The sequence below is a fragment of the Azospirillum sp. FG154 genome, assembly GCF_057809575.1.
In genome coordinates this window covers 19,354-37,357 of sequence record NZ_JBMDKF010000025.1, presented here as the reverse complement: position 1 = coordinate 37,357, position 18,004 = coordinate 19,354, and the positions used below count along the sequence as shown (strand labels likewise).

Annotated in this window: 14 protein-coding genes; 6 read left to right on the top strand and 8 right to left on the bottom strand. The window is 64.3% G+C overall.

Annotation, left to right across the window (positions count from 1 at the left end; all coding sequences use genetic code 11):
- Nucleotides 1-243: 243 nt before the first annotated feature.
- Nucleotides 244-2,871, top strand: a complete 2,628-nt coding sequence (locus ACODS4_RS22610) for a serine/threonine-protein kinase (protein ID WP_488867804.1) — start codon at nucleotides 244-246, stop codon at nucleotides 2,869-2,871.
- Between the two features lie 81 nt (nucleotides 2,872-2,952).
- Here ACODS4_RS22610 and ACODS4_RS22605 read toward each other — a convergent pair whose 3' ends face one another.
- Nucleotides 2,953-3,507: a peptidylprolyl isomerase gene (locus tag ACODS4_RS22605; RefSeq protein ID WP_488867802.1), complete on the bottom strand. Its 555-nt coding sequence runs from the start codon at nucleotides 3,505-3,507 to the stop codon at nucleotides 2,953-2,955.
- Nucleotides 3,508-3,697: 190 nt separating this feature from the next.
- Here ACODS4_RS22605 and ACODS4_RS22600 point away from each other — a divergent pair, with 190 nt between their 5' ends.
- Genes ACODS4_RS22600 through ACODS4_RS22585 form a run of 4 tightly spaced genes read left to right on the top strand, consistent with a single transcriptional unit; the run spans nucleotide 3,698 to nucleotide 7,936 of the window.
- Entirely contained in the window at nucleotides 3,698-5,326 is a 1,629-nt protein-coding gene (locus tag ACODS4_RS22600; protein ID WP_488867800.1) for an intermembrane phospholipid transport protein YdbH family protein, read from the top strand.
- A 24-nt stretch (nucleotides 5,327-5,350) separates the two neighbouring features.
- Complete coding sequence (locus ACODS4_RS22595; protein ID WP_488867798.1) at nucleotides 5,351-5,602, top strand: YnbE family lipoprotein; 252 nt, start codon at nucleotides 5,351-5,353, stop codon at nucleotides 5,600-5,602.
- Complete coding sequence (locus tag ACODS4_RS22590) at nucleotides 5,599-5,940, top strand: YdbL family probable chaperone protein (RefSeq protein ID WP_488867796.1); 342 nt, start codon at nucleotides 5,599-5,601, stop codon at nucleotides 5,938-5,940. The genes ACODS4_RS22595 and ACODS4_RS22590 overlap by 4 nt, the downstream gene beginning before the upstream one ends.
- A 1-nt stretch (nucleotide 5,941) precedes the next feature.
- A complete protein-coding gene (locus tag ACODS4_RS22585; RefSeq protein WP_488867794.1) occupies nucleotides 5,942-7,936 on the top strand; it encodes an O-linked N-acetylglucosamine transferase, SPINDLY family protein in 1,995 nt (664 codons plus the stop codon).
- A 10-nt stretch (nucleotides 7,937-7,946) separates the two neighbouring features.
- Here the strand turns inward: ACODS4_RS22585 and ACODS4_RS22580 are convergent, their stop codons facing one another.
- Nucleotides 7,947-8,672, bottom strand: coding sequence for a hypothetical protein (locus ACODS4_RS22580; RefSeq protein WP_488867792.1), 726 nt, complete (start codon nucleotides 8,670-8,672; stop codon nucleotides 7,947-7,949).
- A 160-nt stretch (nucleotides 8,673-8,832) separates the two neighbouring features.
- On the opposite strand from ACODS4_RS22580, the gene ACODS4_RS22575 reads away from it, so the two are divergent.
- Nucleotides 8,833-9,390, top strand: coding sequence for a D-glycero-alpha-D-manno-heptose-1,7-bisphosphate 7-phosphatase (locus ACODS4_RS22575; RefSeq protein WP_488867790.1), 558 nt, complete (start codon nucleotides 8,833-8,835; stop codon nucleotides 9,388-9,390).
- On the opposite strand, the gene ACODS4_RS22570 is transcribed toward ACODS4_RS22575, so the two are convergent.
- From ACODS4_RS22570 to ACODS4_RS22545, 6 genes are all read right to left on the bottom strand, one after another.
- Nucleotides 9,387-11,696 (bottom strand): LPS-assembly protein LptD, encoded by a 2,310-nt coding sequence (locus ACODS4_RS22570; protein ID WP_488867788.1) that lies wholly within the window; start codon nucleotides 11,694-11,696, stop codon nucleotides 9,387-9,389. The genes ACODS4_RS22575 and ACODS4_RS22570 overlap by 4 nt on opposite strands.
- Nucleotides 11,697-11,852: 156 nt before the next feature.
- On the bottom strand, nucleotides 11,853-13,274 hold the full coding sequence (locus ACODS4_RS22565; protein ID WP_488867786.1) for a homospermidine synthase: 1,422 nt from the start codon (nucleotides 13,272-13,274) through the stop codon (nucleotides 11,853-11,855).
- Between the two features lie 144 nt (nucleotides 13,275-13,418).
- Nucleotides 13,419-14,693, bottom strand: coding sequence for a type III PLP-dependent enzyme (locus tag ACODS4_RS22560; protein WP_488867784.1), 1,275 nt, complete (start codon nucleotides 14,691-14,693; stop codon nucleotides 13,419-13,421).
- 429 nt (nucleotides 14,694-15,122) lie between these two features.
- Complete coding sequence (locus ACODS4_RS22555) at nucleotides 15,123-15,686, bottom strand: 1,2-dihydroxy-3-keto-5-methylthiopentene dioxygenase (RefSeq protein WP_488867782.1); 564 nt, start codon at nucleotides 15,684-15,686, stop codon at nucleotides 15,123-15,125.
- A 105-nt stretch (nucleotides 15,687-15,791) separates the two neighbouring features.
- Nucleotides 15,792-16,988 (bottom strand): MFS transporter, encoded by a 1,197-nt coding sequence (locus ACODS4_RS22550; protein ID WP_488867780.1) that lies wholly within the window; start codon nucleotides 16,986-16,988, stop codon nucleotides 15,792-15,794.
- Nucleotides 16,989-17,113: 125 nt separating this feature from the next.
- Nucleotides 17,114-17,953 (bottom strand): dioxygenase family protein, encoded by an 840-nt coding sequence (locus tag ACODS4_RS22545; protein ID WP_488867778.1) that lies wholly within the window; start codon nucleotides 17,951-17,953, stop codon nucleotides 17,114-17,116.
- Nucleotides 17,954-18,004 lie beyond the last annotated feature (51 nt).

The window sequence follows — 18,004 nt, the reverse complement described above, 5'->3', positions numbered from 1 at the left end:
GAAGAGGGAAGGAAACGGGCGCTGCGGATCAGCGAGAACTCCAATGCTTTTAACGAAAAACCTCGCTATCGTATACGCGTCCTTTACCGACGCGAGGTCACACTGTCGTCTCTGTGAGATCGCCGCCCGCCTGCCGTCTCTGCGTGAAAGGTTCGTGTGTCCAGCCCACTGCCAAACCGCCTGGTTGCGTCCCCCCATTCCGCCTCCGTCGGCATTGTCGATGAGGCGGAGCTTTGCGCAAGCTTGGCTGATTACCACGCCTGGCAGGCCCGTGTTGTGATTGGCGTCGCGCTGCGGTCCTATCTGGACCCGCTGGTGCTGACGCCGACCGAGGTGATCCATCACGCCAAAGCGCTGAAGGCGTTGATGGACAGCGGTCAGCTTGTCGAAAGCGCGGCGGCCAAGATCGCCACCGTCCAGGCGCGCTTGCCCGGCCAGGAGCAACGCGCCCGCCGGGTGGCGATTCAAACCGCAATTGACGAAACATGGGGCAAGGCGCGAATCGCGCAAGTGGCCTTCGCCAGCATCCCCAAGGGGCGTTCGGCCATTGATTCGGTTCTGGCGGCGCCGCCGGGAAAATCGCCGACGGGCGATGTGGCGTATGATCTGCGGGTGGCGCTCAGCCTTGAGTTGAACGAGCTTCGCACATGGTCGGTCAAGCTGGATCGATTGCTTGATCTTTACCAGTGGGACAAGGACGCGCGGCTGTCCGACGCGGTCGATGGGGTCATTGGCGATGTCTTGACGTCGGTCGGCGCCGGATTGGAATTGTTCGGCAACACTCTGCTGCCCGGTTCGTTTCTTGTGGCGCTGTGCGATCTGCTGTTCGGGCGGGTCAGCATGGACGCCATGGGACCGAATCGGCTGGGCGTTCTCAACGCCTTGTTTCGGCAAGGAAAACTTCCACAGGCGCGGATGGCGCTGCTCGACCGCATCCGTCGGCAATTGAAGGCTCCGCAACCGTTGGGACGGGGAAGCGTCGATCAGGAAAATGAGATTCTGAAGACGTTGACCGGCCATCTTCTGACCCGAGGCGGTCTGATCGGCGGCCCGGGAATGGCCGATGGCCTGACCGTGCGCTATTCCCGTCGTTTGGAGCAGGGGGGGGCCAGCGCTTACCGCAAATCGATCGTCGGCGTCAGCGAAGGCCAATCAGATCTGATCTGCCGCATCCATTATTTGACCGCCGTGTCCGCCGCTCCTGCCGCCGAGCGCCACATGGACGAGATCGTCGCCTCGTTGGAGGCGGCGGTCGGCAACGAGGTTTTGATCGAAAACATGCTGGTCCAGACGCCGGACATCGCGTTGCTGGAGCAGGGTTTCAACGCGGCTGTGACGTCCATCCGCGACTCAGGTCTGCCTGAGGACGCGCGCGCGCGCATCGCCGCGCGCGCCGAACGGGCGGTGGATGAGTATGTGAAATCGGGCCGTCTGGCCGCCCGCCTTCGTCAGATAGAGCCGGTGCTGCGCCGCCGCACGATTCGGCTGGCGGAAATCGCCTGCTCCAACCTTATTCGTGACGATGGCGCCTTGCCTCTGATGCGCCAGCATGTTCTGGAAATTGTCCGTCAACCGCAGTTTCAGGCTGACCTCGCCGCTCAACAAAACAACGACATGGCGCAGGCCGAGGTCCGCCGCCTGTTTGAGCTGTTGGAGCGCTTGCGGCAGCTCCCGACCTCTTCGGCTTCGGCTCCGCAGATTCCGGCGGCTCATTCAGCGGCCACCGTGGCGGCGCCGCTGCCCACGCCGGTCATGCCGGTCCTTGCTGCGGAAACCGTCATGGTCGCTCCAGCCCGCGCACCGGCTGTCGCGCCGCAGCAACCACAACCGCCGGGCATGGCGGCGGTGACGGTGGCGGCCCCGCGCGGCGCTGGCGCGCCTGCCCCAGCGACGGTGGGCGCGCCGGGCTTGTGCCCAAGTTGCTTTGCCGCCCGTCCCGCGCAGGAAACCTGTCGAGACTGCGGTTATCCGGCAAAATCCGACAACCGGCCCGGCGTCCACCTGATGCCCGGCACCACGCTGATGAACCGATACAAGGCTGGCCGAGTGCTGGGGCAGGGCGGTTTTGGCGCGACCTATTTGGGATGGGACGACCGCCTGCGTGTGAAGGTGGCGATCAAGGAATACTATCCCTCCAGCTTGATTTCCCGCGCCCAGGGGTCCAGCGACGTCATTCCCTTTTCTGACGAGCACGCCCAGAGCTTTTCGACAGGTCTGACCAAATTCCTGGACGAGGCGCGTATGCTGGCCCGCCTGCGCGACGTCAAGGAGATCGTTGGCGTTCAGGATTTCTTCGAGGAGAACGCCACCGCCTATCTGGTCATGGAGCTGCTGGAAGGGCGCACCATGAAAAAATACCTTGCCGACAACGGCGGGCGGCTGGACGTGCGCCGCACCCTGGCGGTGCTTGGCCCGATCATGAAGGCGTTGCAGACCATCCATGAACAGGGGCTGATCCACCGCGACATCAGCCCCGACAATATTTTTCTGACCAACGGTGGTGAACGAAAGCTTTTGGATTTTGGCGCGGCTCGTCAAGCGACCGGCGGGCAGGGGGCCGGGTTGACGGTGATCCTCAAACCCGGTTTCGCCCCGCCGGAGCAATATTCCAACGAGGGCAAACAAGGGCCTTGGTCGGACGTCTACGCCATGTGCGCGACAATCTATCTGGCTTTGACCGGCAAGACCCCGCCAGACGCGACCGCGCGCTTCATGAACGACAAAGTGCCGAAACCCAACGAGTTGGGCGTCGGTCTGCCGCCCGCTTTTGAGAAGGTGCTGCTGTCAGGTCTTTCCATGCGCTGGCAGGAACGTCCGCAAAGCATGCGCGATTTGCTGCGCTTGATGACCAATGCGCTTGGCATCGGGTGACGCGTTTCAAAACCGCCGTTTTCCAGAACAAAAAAGGGACTGGCGAACCAGTCCCTTTTTCTTTGCAAGACAGCAGGGACGTTACTTGACGTCCGCCGCAACCTGCATCTTGATGATCTTGTCGGGGTCGGTGACTTGACCGTTCCGGGACTGACTGCCCTTCTTGATCTTGTCAACAAACTCCATTCCTTCGACGACTCGGCCCCACACCGTGTACTGACGGTCAAGGAAGGACGACGGGGCGAAGCAGATGAAGAACTGGCTGTCCGCGCTGTCGGGGTCGTTGGTGCGGGCCATCGACAGCGTGCCGCGAATGTGCGGCGCGCTGGAGAATTCGGCCTTCAGCTTCGGCTTGCCCGAGCCGCCCGAGCCAGTGCCGGTCGGGTCGCCCGTCTGGGCCATGAAGCCTTCGATCACGCGGTGGAAGACAACGCCGTTGTAGAAGCCTTCGCGAGTCAGCTCCTTGATGCGGGCGACGTGATTCGGCGCCAGATCCGGGCGCAGCTCGATCACCACGCGACCGTCTTTGAGGTCGAGATAAAGGGTGTTTTCCGGTTCCAAGGCCTTGGCCTCCCCCTGAGAGAATAGAAACATGGCGAACAGGGCCGCCAACAAGACGCGGGTCCACCGCAACATGGGAAACACTCCGATGAGCCGAATTCCGCGCCGGGGACCATAGGGGAAAAGCCGCCCCATGCAAAGCCGCCCGACGCGGCGGACTGTATCCTTCAATGGTCACGGGCGATAGGGTTGTGCGTGGGGCAGCATCAGGATGTTGCACGGATGGTGGGGACAGGGGATGAGGGCGCGCGGGCGATGGGCGGTGATGGCGGCTCTGGTGGTTCTGGTGACGCTGGCGGTCGCGGCCCTTTCTCTATTGCGCGCCCGTCTTGACGAATTGACCACAGCGACCCTGCGAGAGGCGGGAGTGGTCGGAGCCACCGCGACCGTCAACACATTGGAACTTACGATGGCTCCGCCGGGGGTGGCCCTGGCCGTCACCCTGGTGAAAGATCCAGCGGCGGGCGGCGACGCCATCGGTGGGCGCATTGTCTTGTCTGGCGCGCTGGCGGTCGATTGGCTGGGGTGGGGCGAGATTGCCCTGGCGCCAGTCGGCTGCCTGACGTTGCGCGTTGAGGATGTGACGATTACGGAGACGCCGCTGCTGTCGCCCGAGGGCGCGCGTCTGTGCGCCGTTGAGGACAAGCCATTGCTTCGTTGGTCGCCCCAGGGAACCGTGCTGACCGGCGCCCTGCTGGTTCCACGCATCGACGCGCCGACACGCAAGTTGCGCGCCGACGCAGCGTCTGTGACGCTGACGCAAGCCTCCGACCGCGCCGTCATGCTGGATCTGAGCGTTGACGCGATTCGCGACAACCGCGCCATGCCCGTGGTCGGTCCTCTGTCGTTGACGGCGCATGTCGATCAGTCTGTGGGGGAGGCATGGCGGTTTTCCGGCTCCGTGACCGGCGGGCGTGGCGCGTTGTCGGTGGGGTTTTCAGGATCCCATGATCCGGTCGCCGGAACCGGGCAAGCGGAACTGCGCGGCAAACCCGTGCGGCTTGGCGGGAAGGGAGCGAAGCTGAACGATCTGTCGCCGCTTCTGGCGTCGCTCATGACCAAGGTCAGCGGCGCGCTCACCGCGCGGGCGACGCTGAGCTGGAACGGCGACGCGCTGCGATCAAGCGGAAAATTGCTGCTTGAGGGCGTTGGCGGCGCGGTCGGGCCAGTGACGGTTGTCGGCTTGAACGGAGCGGTGGCCCTGTCCAGCCTGTGGCCGCCGGTCATTCCCACAGGGCAGAGCGTGGCGATGGCGCTGCTGGATGTCGGCGTGCCGCTGACCGACGGGGTCGTCCGCTTTGGCTATGGCCGAGACCAACAGGTGGATGTGGACGAGGCTGTTTGGCGCTGGAGCGGCGGCACGGTGCGCGCCGATCCGTTCGAGATGTCCCCGACGGCGCCCAAAGGACTCGTCACCCTGCGCGCCCAAGGGGTGGACGTGGCCAAGCTGCTGGAGACGATCCAGGTTGAAGGGATGGAGGCGACGGGCGTTCTGTCCGGCGTTCTGCCGGTGCGCATCCAAAACGGACGCGCCCGCTTGGAGGGGGCGGTGTTCGAGTCATCCGCTCCTGGCTCGCTGCGCTACGCGCCCGCCAGCCCACCGGCGGGACTGTCCGGTCCAGAAGGCAGCCCAACGGCGCTGTTGATGGGGGCGCTGAGCGATTTCCATTACGAGAGCCTGCGGCTGTCCATCGATGGGGAGGCGGGGGGCGAATTGCGCGCGGGCTTGGCGGTGCGCGGAACCAACCCCACATTCTACGATGGCTATCCGGTCGCGCTTAATCTTACTCTGTCGGGCGCGCTTGACCGGATTTTGCGGCAAAGCCTCGACGCCTACCACATCCCTGATGCGGTGCGCGAACGCATGACCGGCTTCGACCATCCCGGTCGTTGACCACAAGGAACCGTGATCGTCATCATGAAACACTGGCTCTTTCATCGTTCGGACGCCCGCTTCTCGCTCGCGCTGGGCGTTCCGATTTTGGCGCTGGCGGCCTGCGCGCCAACGATCAAAATCGAAGCGCCCGACAAGCCCATCGAGATCAATCTGAACATTCGGATCGAGCAAGAGGTCCGCGTGCGGGTCGAACGGGACGTTGACAGCGCCATCCGCAACGATCCGGCCTTGTTCGGCCTGCCGCCCGCTCCGGTGAAAGGACAAACGCCATGATGACGCGCCGCCTGATGCCCGCCCTTCTCGCTCTGGTCATGAGTCTGGCGGCGCCGACGCTGGTCTATGGCCAGGATGCCTTGAGCGCCGCCAAGACGGCGGGGCAAATCGGCGAGCGACCCGACGGTCTGGTTGGCGCGTTGCCCGACGCGCCAGCCGCCGCGCGCGCGCTGGCTTCCGAAATCAACGCCCAGCGCCTTGTCCGCTATCAGGAGATCGCGCGCGGCAACGGCACGGCGCTGGACAAGGTCCAGGCGGTGGCCGGGGAGCAATTGGTGGAGCGCACCCCCGCTGGTCAGTTTGTGATGACTCCGGCAGGGCAGTGGCGGCGAAAGTGACGTGACCGCGACCTCTGATCTTTTGAGAGCGCTGGCCGACCATCGCCATCATTTGGCCATGCGGCCCAATGATTCGTCGGTCTTGCCCGCCCTGTTCGCCGTGCTGGACGCGTTGGACCAACCCGGCGCGCCAGAAGAGGCGGTGGCCCGTTCCAACTATGGTGAAGCGCTGCGCCGCCAAGGCCGCGCTGCGGAGGCTGAAGCCCACCATCGTCAAGCCGTGGCGTGGCTGCCGCGCTTCGGCGGCAACCACTTCAACCTTGGCGTCACGCTGCAAGCCCTGGGTCGGATCGCCGAGGCGGCGGACGCCTATGGCGAAGCCGCCCGGTTGATGCCGAATTTTGCCGGGGCTGCGTGCAACCAGGGCGCCATGCTGCGCGAATTGGGGCGTCTTGCCGAAGCGGAAACGGCGCTGCGCCAAGCCCTGGCGCTGGATGGCGGGTTGGCCGTCGGTTGGCTCAATCTGGCGGCGGTGTGGCGGGATCAAGGCAAAATGGCGGAGGCCGTCCAGGGCTTTCGGAACACGCTGACGCTCCGCCCCGATCTGGCCGAGGCCCAAGCCAATCTGGCCCTTGCGTTGAAGGAGGTTGGGCGCGCGCCCGACAGCCTGCCGTGGTTCGAGCGCGCCTTGCGATTGGGCTTGCCCGACAGTGGCGGGGCGCTGGCGCAGTTGATTCAGCAACGCCGCCATCTGTGCCGCTGGGATGGCCTGGAGAGTCTGTCCGAACGGCTGGTCGCGGCGGTGCGCGATGGAACCAGTCAGCAGATTCACCCCTGGATCTTTCTGGGCGAGGGGGCCGGGCCGCGTCTGGAACGGTTGTGCGCCGAACGCTACAGCGCGTGGCGCGCTCGCGGCGCTCAACCTGCCTTTCCCATCCGCAGGACAAAGAAGGATGAGCGGCTGCGCATCGGTTATCTGTCCGCCGATTTTCACGAGCACGCCACGGCGGTGCTGATCGCCGAACTGATTGAGCGCCATGATCGCAATCGTTTCACCATCATCGGCGCGTCTTACGGCCCCGATGATGGCGGGCCGCTGCGGGCGCGGCTGCGGCGCGGCTTTGACGAATTCCTTGACCTCTCCGCCTTGTCCGACGAAGCCGCCGCGCGCTGTCTGCACGATCGCGATGTTGACATTCTGATCGATCTGAAGGGGCACACCAACAACGCCCGCCCTGGAATCGCCGCCCATCGACCGGCTCCGGTTCAGGCGCAATGGCTGGGCTATCCGGGAACCATGGGCGCGCCTTTCATCGATTGGATCATCGCCGACGCGGTGGTCGCTCCGCCTGAGCGGGCTGACGAGTTTTCCGAGCGAATCATCCGCCTGCCGGAAAGCTACCAGCCGAACGACGGCGCCCGGCGGATTGGAGAAACGCCCAACCGGGCGGCTTGCGGCTTGCCCGAACAAGGGTTTGTGTTTTGCTGCTTCAACGCCGCCTACAAAATCAATCCAGCCCTGTTCGACCGTTGGTGTCGGATTCTCGCCGACGCGCCCGGCTCTGTTCTCTGGCTGCTCGACAGTCACGCCGAGGTGGCGCCCAATCTGCGGCGGGAGGCGACGGCGCGGGGAATCACGCCGGAACGGCTGGTTTTCTCGCCGCGTTTGCCGGGGCCGGAGTATCTGGCGCGCTACCGGTTGGCTGACCTGTTTCTCGACACCGGGCCAGTCGGCGCCCACACCACCGCAAGCGACGCGCTATGGGCTGGGTTGCCGGTGTTGACGGTGTTGGGGAGCAGCTTTGTCGGACGGGTCGGGGCGAGCCTGTTGCGCGCCGTCGGCCTGCCGGATTTGGTGATGGCGGATTGGGACGCTTATGAATTGACGGCGTTGCGGCTGGCCCGCGATCCTGCGGCCACGGTGGCCTTGAAGAGGCGGCTGTCGGCGGCCTTGCCCGACGCCGCGCTGTTCGACACCGACCGCTTCGCTCGCGCGCTGGAAGAGGTGTTCGTCAACCTATGGGCGGATCACGCCCAAGGCGCGATCCACCGTTGAATCCGGTTTGTCAGGGATAGGCGCAACGGTCGGCGGTGACGTCGACGAAGGACCGCTGACCAGGGGCGAAGGTGAAACGGTATTCGTTGTTGTCGATCACAAGCGACTGGTGCAGCGGCAGAACGCCGGCGGCGACCACGCTCTTGCCACTGATTCCAGTGATCTTGATGGTCACGGGCTGCCCCGGATCAAACCAGCTTTCGGGATTGCCCTGGGCGTTGTGGGCGGATTGTCCCTCGCCGGTGACGGTGATGGCGCCGTTGGAGAAGGTTGTGCCGCGCGCGCCGCCCTTGAGCAGAGGCGTGGTCAGGGTGAAGCGCTTGCTGTCGGCGGGCTGGCAATTGCGCTGAACCTGCGCCTGGCTGATGATGAAAGCCAGACGATTGGCGTCCAGGCCACTCTTGAGGCGTTCGGCCACCAACTGGCTCAGTCGCGCCAAATCGCCGGTCGGGACTTCGCGCTGAAGGCGGACTTCCAACTCGGCGCTGCGGCTTTCGGCGGTGCGGGCGGCGTGCTGCATCTGAGTCGCCAACAGCTCGAACTCAGCCTTTTGGCGCGACAACGCGGCGATTTCTTCGCGCAAGGTGACGTCGCGGCCCTTCAACTGTTCGATGCCCATCTGGTACGCGAACAGACCGACGCCCAGCACCACGGCGGCCATCAAGCCAAACTTGCCAACCCCGCTCAAGACGCGGCGGCGGTAACGGCGTTCGTAGTCGTAGCGTCCCAGGGTCATGATCGGATGCGTCGCGGGCGTTGGAAATGGAAAGCGCCTATGGCTAACGGCAACGCGTGTGCGATGCAACCCCTTGACAGGGGATGGCTGGGACATTGTTTTCAGATCGCGCGCGGGCGTGCTAACACCGCATGGCGCTCACCATCGGGAGTATGCTCGCGTGTCTTGCCCCGCACTGTTTCTAGACCGCGACGGCGTCATCAACGTCGATCACGGCTATGTCGTAACCCATGATCGTTTTCAGTTCATGGATGGCGTCTTCGATCTGGCGCGAACGGCGATGGATCGGGGTTATCGCGTTGCGGTCATCACCAACCAGTCGGGCATCGCGCGCGGGTATTTTTCAGAGCTGGAGTTTCTGGCCTTCACGGCTTGGATGGTCGAAGAGTTCCGGGCGCGTGGCGTCGATTTGGCGGGCGTTTACCATTGCCCATACCATCGGGCCGGGCCGGTCGAACGCTTTGCCCGCGAGAGTTTTTGGCGCAAACCCGCCCCAGGCATGATCCTGGAAGCGGCGCGACGGCATGACCTGGATCTGACCCGCTCGATCTTCGTCGGCGATCAGCCGACCGACATGCAGGCGGCTCAGGCGGCCGGTGTTGGCTTGCGGGTGTTGGTTGATCCGATGGGAGCGGTTGCGGATACGAAAACGGCCAACCGCGTGGTTGGCCGTCTGTCGGAGATTCTTCCGATCCTTGCCGCTCCGATCCCTTATTAGTTGTTCGTCGCCGAATTCCCCAGGAAATTCATGCTGATGCTCGGTGTCTTGAATTCACCGACATTCTTGAAGACAAACCGGAAGAAAAGGGTGTTGCCGTCCTTCACCCCATCGCTTGACGTGGTGAAGTCACGGCGCAGGATGGTCTGGAAAATAAGGCACTCGTCCCCATAGGTGAGGGTGGCGAGAGTGGATCGCGGGCCTGGCTGCGGTTCCATCGCTTGCACATGGGAGATTCCCAACCCCCAATTCGCCGCAAAATTCGAGTTGAGCGAGAACGTCGCCTGTTCAACCCGGTCAAGAGTCGTCGTCGTGCGGGACGAAGTCTGATCGACGAAGGTGTAGGAGGTTCCCAAGCGCAGCAGCGGGACCCCCGCCGACGCGTTCAACGAATGGCGGCGTGGCTTCAGTGTGTCATGGTCGATTCGGAAGCCATAATTCACATCCAGCCAATCGGCCGGTTGCAGATCAAGGCGTCCGACATAGTCCGACACATGGTCTTCCAAACCAGAACCAACCTTGAAGCCAGAGGCGTTGGTCAAGCGATGGCTTTGCCCGAGAAACAGGCTCGCTGATCCTTGCTTGTAGCCATAATAGGCGGTGCGCAAGCCGTATGTGACCCGCATGCCGTCATCCAACCGGTCGATGCCTGTGTAACGGTTGGGGGTCAGCAGATTGACTTCGTCGAATTCAACGTCGATGCTGTCTTCGTTCGGGAAAATCTTTCCATTCGGCAATTTTGGCGCCACCGTCGCTTGCATGATCGGCTCGATCAACTGTTGCGAGGATTCGCCATAGCGAACGAACGGATAACGAACCGTGACCTGCCCCTGTGGGAAGAAGCGGAAACGGCTGACGTCGCTGCTGCCGCGCGTGGTCGGATCGGCGGTGTTGAAGCGGTCGGCGGAATAACCGGCGGCCAGAACATTGGCTGACAGCGTGGTGATGAAGCCAACGTTCGACACGATGTCGCGTTGCCAGCCAGGCTGCACCATGACACGTCGGGAGTTCGGCCCAGCGTCGTTCGGGCGCGTGACCGCGAGAAGGCTGCTGTCCAACGACCAACGTCCGCCAAACAGGCTTCCAGGCTCACCCAAAGCGTTGTAGCGCGCCGTCGGCAACGCGATCGGTTCCGGAGTCGTGTTGCCGTAACGCAAATCCTGGAAGCCGAAAGCCGCCAGCGAGGCGTAGTTGCGCCCCCGGAATCCTTCGACAAAAATCTTGCTGGTCAGGTAGTCGTCCCGGACATCGTAATAGCGACGCAGGAATGTTTCATCGCTGGCCTTCTTGACGTCAAACCCGGCCCGCCATGTGTCGTTGATGTCGAACAGACCTTTGGCGGCGACGTAGCCACGAAGGCGTTTGTCCTTCGGCGCTCCCGCAGCGGGGCCGTTCGGCAATTCGCCTTGAGTGATGGCGCCGTCCAGTTCCAACCGGCCATTCTCGAACCGTTTGCGGTAATTTCCCCCGAGCAGCAGCCCCTGCTTGGAAAAACCGCTCACCTCGAACGTGGCGTCCTGGTTGTCGCCAATATCCCAGTAATAGCGCGTTTTCAGAATGGCGCCGAGATCGGAGCTGTTGCCGAAGGATGGCGTCAGAAAGCCGCTCTTGCGATCCACAGACGGGTCGGCGTGCGACAGATAGGGCGTGTAGAAAAATGGAATTCCGAAGAACTCCATCGTGGCGTCCTGATAGCGGACCTCATGCTCCTCGTTGTCATGAACGACGCGGACGGCCCGAATCTGCCACAGGGGCGCCTTGTTCGGATCAGACTTGCACAGCTCACAAGGGCTGTAGACGCCACGGCTGACCTTGGTGATCTTGCCTTCGCGACGCTGGCCCTCGTTGCCGACCATACGACTGTTGTCGGTCATCAGAACGCGGACGTTCTCGATGAACATGTCCTTCAGATCGTCCGTCAGTTCGGCATAGTCGGCAAAGGTGATCTCGCCCGACGGCTCGACCAAACGAATGGCCCCGGTCGCGGTGACGACCTTGGTTTTCTGGTTGTACGTGATCTTGTCGGCGCGCACGGTGCGCTTGCCCTGCGCCAACTCCACATTGCCAGTCGCCGTGACCAGATTGTTCGTCTCGTCGAACGTCACCTGATCGGCGGTCAGCAGCGTCGGCGGCTGGGGCGCCCGCGCGGGCGATTGCGCGTCCGCCAGATCGGCGGTCACGACGCCGCACGCGATCATCAACCCGACGATGCCGGAGCGGAGGATCGGCGACAAGGCGGTCTTGCCGGTGACGCTGGCGCGTCGGGGGGCGGTGGCGCGGGCGCGCCGAAGGACATGCTTGGGCATGGTTGGAACGATTGGGGGAAGCGCCCCCCCAAGTCAACGGTTTCGCAACGGGATCATGCCGGTAACGACGCGACTGTGGTCAAGCGCCCACGGGAATGAACGACGGGTGAGCCGAAAAAGGTCCGGCCCACCCGCATTTTTATCCGACTTGTCGGGTCAGACGACGCGGAAGTTCTTGAACTGCCACGGATCGCTCTCGTCAACGTCCTCGGGGAACAGCAGGCCGCGATCCTGCAACGGGGTCCAGTCGCCATAGGCGCCGACGACCTCGCCCAGATAGGGCGCGGCGATCTCCAACACCCGGCGAAAATCAACCTCGTCCGGCTCGACGACGCCCCGATTCGGGTTCTCCAGCGCCCAGACGATGCCGCCCAGCACGGTGGACGTGACCTGCATGGAGGTGGCGTTGTTGTAGGGGCAAAGCTCGCGCGCCTCTTCGATGGTCAGGCGCGAGCCGTACCAATAGGCGCCCTTCTCGTGGCCCATCAGCAGAACGCCCAGCTCGTCCATGCCGCTGACGATCTCGTGCATCATCAGGCGCTGGCTGGCCTGGATCGCCCAGTTCTTGCCCGCCAACTCATGCACCGACTTCACCGCGTCGTCGCACGGGTGGTAGGCGTAATGGCAGGTCGGGCGGTAGACCACCGTGTCGCCCTCGCGCACCGTGAAATAGTCGGAGATCGAAATCGCCTCGCTGTGGGTGATGAGGAAGCCGTGGAAGGGGCCTTCCAGCGGCGTCCAAGTCCGCACCTTGGTCGAGGCGCCGGGGCGCATCAGATAGATGGCGGCGTCGCACCCGAACTCGTGGCGGCGGCCATCCTCGGGCAATTGCTTTTCATGGGTGCCCCAGCCCAATTCCGCCGGTTGGCAGCCTTCGCCGACAAAGCCGTCGATCGACCAGGTGTTGACGAACTCGCCGATCTGCTTGGGCTGATTCGACACCTGGGTGTCGCGTTCGGCCACATGGATGGTCTTAATGCCCAGACGCGCGGCCAAACGGCCCCAGCCGTCGCGGTCGGTCGGGACGTCCGTCTCGACCCCGGTGTCGGCGGCGATGTTCAGCAGGGCCTGCTTGACGAAGTGCGACACCAGACCGGGATTCGCCCCGTGGGTCAGCACCGCCGTCGGACCACCGGCGAAATCGGCGCGGCGGGCGAGCGCCGCCTCGCGCAGGGCGTAGTTGGAGCGCAGCGAGGGCGACAGGCTGGAATCGGTGTAACCGCCCGCCCATGGCTCCGTGCAGGTGTCGATGTAGAAGGCGCCGATGCGATGGCAGAACTCGAACAACGCGATCGACGACACGTCGACCGACAGGTTGACGAGGAAATCGCCCTTGTCGAGCAGCGGCTTCAGAATCTGAAAAAAATTGTCGTTGTTCAACGGGTTGTTGTGAAACGCGACGCCGTATTCCTCCGCCTCCTCGCGCCCGCGCTCTTCGGCGGTCACGATGGTGATTCGATCCGACGTCAAACCATCGAGGTGACGAAGAAGCAGCGGCAAAACACCCTGGCCAATCGACCCAAAACCAACGATGACCATGCGGCCTGTGAACGTGCAGAGCTTCGTGTCCAGGGCCATGATTGCTTGTCTCCCCCGAGGTAGTTTAACGAACGACATACGCCGACGCCCGTCCTCTCTTCGGTGAAGAGCGGATGATCGGGCGTCGGAGCGGTGAATGCTACAGAATTTCTTCGATTTTATCCACAGTTTCCGGCGCTTCGCTTACGCGGCGCAGGACCGCAGACGGTAGCCGGGCGTTTCGAGCAGCGGAGCGTCCGCCACCTCGACCACGCGGGCTTGATCGAATCCGTTGAAGGCCGTGCGCAGGCAGGAGCCGTAGGCGCCCAACTGGCCAAGCTCGATCCAATCCCCGACCTGGATGTCCGACGGCAAAAAGAACGGGCCGTTCATCTTGTCGGCGCTGTCGCAGGTCGGGCCGTAAAAGCTGAACCCTTCGTCCGCCGCGTCGGTCATCGCCGCGAAGGGGCGAATCAGACGGGCGGGAAAGCGGAAACCGGGAACCCCGGCGTCGGACAGCGCGCCATAGACGCCGTCGTTGATGAACAGCTCGTTCCCCCGGCGCTTGACCACCTGAACGACCAGCGACACGCCGGGCGCCACCAGGGCGCGGCCCGGTTCGCACCAGACGCGGCAATGGTCGGGCAGGTCCAGCGCCTGGACGCCGCGCGCGATGGCGGCCATGAAGTCGCCCAGCGGCGGCGGGGTGACGCCGGGATAGGACACCGGAAAGCCGCCGCCGACGTCCAACAGGTCGATGACGACGCCGGAATCAGCGATCACGCGCCCGGCCAACGCCAACGCCCGCTCATAGGCGGACGGGTCCAGCATCTGCGAGCCGACATGGAAGGAGAGGCCGACGCGGACGGCGACGGCGCGAGCGGCGCGCAGCAGTTCCGCCGCTTCGCTCATCGCCGCGCCGAACTTGCCCGACAGGTCATAGACGGCGTTGCCCTTGGGCAGCCCCAGACGAACGACAAGGCCGAGATCGGCGGCGTGGCCGGTCTCCTCCAGGATCTTGGTCAGTTCTTCGGCGCTGTCGAGCACGAAGTCGCGAACGCCATGCTGTTCGTAAGCGGCGCGGATCGCCTGACGGCCCTTGACCGGGTGCATGTAATGCAGCGTCGCGTCGGGGAACATCTGGCGGATCAGGCGGATTTCGCCGGGGGAAGCGACGTCGAAATGGCGCACGCCGCCCGCCCACAGGGCGCGCAGAACCGCCGGTTCCGGGTTGCACTTCACGGCGTAGAGCACGTCGCCGCCACGCCCAACGGACGCCGTCGTCGCGTCAAAGGCGGTGACGAAGCTGTGGGCGGTGTCGGCCAGAACGCCGGGGCGGACGCAATGCATCGGCTCTTCCGGGCGATGCAGGGCGACCGCCTGAACGACGCTGGTTCGGCGGGCGGTGGACAGGGACACCGTGGCCAGCGTGTTGCGGCGCAGCGGGGTGACGGCGGAACGGGAACGCAGGAAGCCCATGGCGCACTCCATACCCTGAACGCGGATTCAAATCCGGTTCAGTGAGCAGACGGCGATCCACCGACGCCGCGCCAAACCCTGAAGACAGGAATGGCGTTGCGATGCGGGGATCAACGAATTGTTCGGACAGGGGGGGGTGAAGACGGAAAAAGCCGGTTCGGGCACGGCCCCGGGCTGCGAAGCTCCGGGCGACAGCGCGTCGATTTCCGGCTATAGGGCTACCGTCTCAAAGCCCCACCGTGGGCAGCACACATACTAACCTCCCTCTCGGGACCGACCCACTGGAATGGCCGGTTCTTCCAAAAAGGACGCGGTACGTCGTAGCATAACCACAGAGGGCCATAGGCACGTGCGGGTGCGTCGTTCGATCCCTGAAATACGCCTTTTGCACCGCATTTCAAGTGAATTTTTTGCGATGCGGGCGCGGTTTCAGCGAGGCGAGGCGGGGAGACCGTCATATTTGGGAAAGCGCGCGGCGATGTCCGCGCCGGTCGGTTCGGCCACCCAGCCGTCCGGACGCTTGAAAAAGCGGATGGCGGTGAAATGGGGATCTGGCCCCATGTCGAACCAGTGGCGCACCCCCGCCGGAACGCTCAACAGGTCGCCGGTCTCGCAGACGATGCGAAACACCCGTCGGTCGATGTGCAGATAGAACGCTCCGCCGCCCTCAACGAAAAAGCGGGCTTCATCCTCGCTGTGGGTGTGCTCGTCGAGGAACTTTGCGCGCAACTCGGCGGCGTTGGCGACGCCGCGCGGAACGCGGGCGACGTCGACCGTTTTGTAACCACGGGCGGCCCGCAACCGCGCGACGTCGATCGCGTAGGCGGCCAGCACATCCTCGCTTCCGGCGTCGTGGGGGAGGGGATGGCTGGCGGCCCATCGCTCGAACAGGATGCCGGTCATGGCCAAGTGCCCAGCCAAAACAACAGGATCGCGGGTCGCTAATTCTGGAAAGGACGGGTCGTGGTCGCGGTAAACGGTCAGGTGGGTCATGGGCCGTCGCCGATTTGCCTCGTGCGTGGTCAGGATCGGGCGTGACGCTTTAAGAAAACGCGAACGCGGGCGGCGTTCCGTTGTCGCCCCCCCAAAAGCTGTGGCTCAGCGGCGGCGCAACAAGCCGAAGGCGACCAGCGCGGCGACCGACAGCAACCCGCCGATGAACAGCGCCACCCCGGTCCAGCCATAGCCGTGCCAGAACAACCCGCCCAACGTTCCGGCCAACGTCGATCCCATGTAGTAGCAAAACAGATACATCGACGACGCTTGACCACGGGCGGTTTGGGCGCGCTGGCCGATCCAGGCGGACACGATGGAATGCGCGCCGAAAAAGGCGAAGGTGAACAGCGCGATGCCGACCAACATCGTCGCAAGATGGTCCAACTCCAACACGGCCAACCCGGCGATCATCAGCAGCACCGCCGCCACCAACGTTCGGTCATTGCCAAAGCGCCCGGCCAGCCAGCCGAACAGCGGCGAACTGACCATGCCGAAGCAATAAACGATGGACACCGCCCCAACCAAGGCCGGGCGCAACTCAAAGGGCGGGTCGGTCAGCCGGAAACCGATGTAGTTGAAGGCGGTGACGAACCCACCCATCAGCAGGAAGCCCAGCGAGAACAGCGCGAGGATGCCCCGGTCGCTCAACAACCCGCGCCAGGACAGAGCCAGGGCGCGCAACCCCGACGGACGCCGCACGAAATGGCGCGATGGCGGCAGGGCCTTCCACACCGTCAGCGCCGCGACCACGCCCAGGACGCCGACCAGCCCGACGGCGATCCGCCAATTGCCCAGATCGGCGACCAGCGCGGTCATCACCCGGCCCGACATGCCGCCCATCGCCGTTCCGCCGATGTAGAGGCCCATGGCCACCCCGGCGGATTTGGGGTCAACCTCTTCGGAAACATAGGCCATGGCGACGGCGGGCAGACCGCTGAGGGCGATTCCCTCCAGCGCGCGCAGGATCAGGAAGCCGTGCCAATCGGGCATCACCGCGCCGACGATTCCCAGCAACCCCGACGCCAGCAGGGCCGCCACCATCACCGGCTTGCGCCCGATTCCGTCCGACAAGGCCCCGGCGATCAGCAACGCCACGGCCAGAAGCCCGGTGCTGAGCGACAGGGTCAGGCTGGATTCCGCCGGGGTGACGCCGAACTCACGCACGAAATCCGGCATCAACGGCTGTACGCAATAGAGCGTGGCGAAGGTGGAAAAACCCGCGACGAACAGAATGCGGCTGGCCGACCGATAAGCGGCGGTTCCGGCCTCCAGATAGGCCGTCTCAATTCCGTCGCGCACGCGCGTGTTCCCTTCGGTCCCGGTTCTCCGCTGCAACGCGGCGGAGGAGACAGTGGCGCGACCTTCCGCCGCTGTCCAAGGCTGCATCGGCGTGGCGGCCATGCCGGGAGCGCAGAACCGCAAGCTTACAGGCCCGGTATCAGGCTCGACACCCGGTTCGCCGCCGGTGGCGGGCCGGAGGACAAACCAAGCGCCCGGCTGAAGACGGAGGTGAAGGATGGGCCGCTCGCCGCCGCCGCCGGCGCCGCCCGATCAACGCCGATCACCAGCGAGGCGACGTAGCGGTCGGCGGCCTCCTTGACCGCGCAGAAGCTTCGGCGCTCTGGATCATTGTCCAGGATCAGCGGATCGTTGCGGTTGATGATGTGGCGCGTGGCGTTGCGGTTCGCGTACCACAGGACGTTGGTGTAAATGAATTCGTTGATGGCGTCGGGAAAATACATCTGGAACAGCAGAACGGTTTTGTCGTCCAAAAACAGCTTGGCGTGAATGTGGGTGGCCCGCCCCTCGTACCAGCCGGGATAGATCGTGTTGAAAACGACGCGTCCGCGTTCGTCGCTGATTTGCGTTCCGCGCAGGAATTTTTGGCCCGTCGCGTCGATGTGGCGACCGTCGCCCTGCTCCTTGAAGCCGGAATAAACGCCGCGCGCGTCGGCGTGCCAGACGTCCAGGCGGGCGTTGCGGATCGGCGCGCAGCTTCCGGCCTCGACCAGCCGCAGTTGGAGCTGAAGCGGCACGCCCGGACGCCCATCGGCGATGTCGGCGCGCAGCAGATCAGGGTCCAGGTAGAACGGCCCCTCGACCGATTGAGGCGTCAGGACGCAAACCGGCTCATCGACCAGCAAGGACGGGGCAGGGGAGGCCGCGACCTCCGCCGCCGCCGTCGCGCGCGGCAAGAGCAGAGCGGCGGCGGGAAGAGACAGGGTGCGAAAGACGCTCCGTCGGGACAGGGCGTGGTCGGGCATGTCAGAATCCTTAAAACGGTTTGGCGGCGATGGTTGGGCGGGGAAAGACGG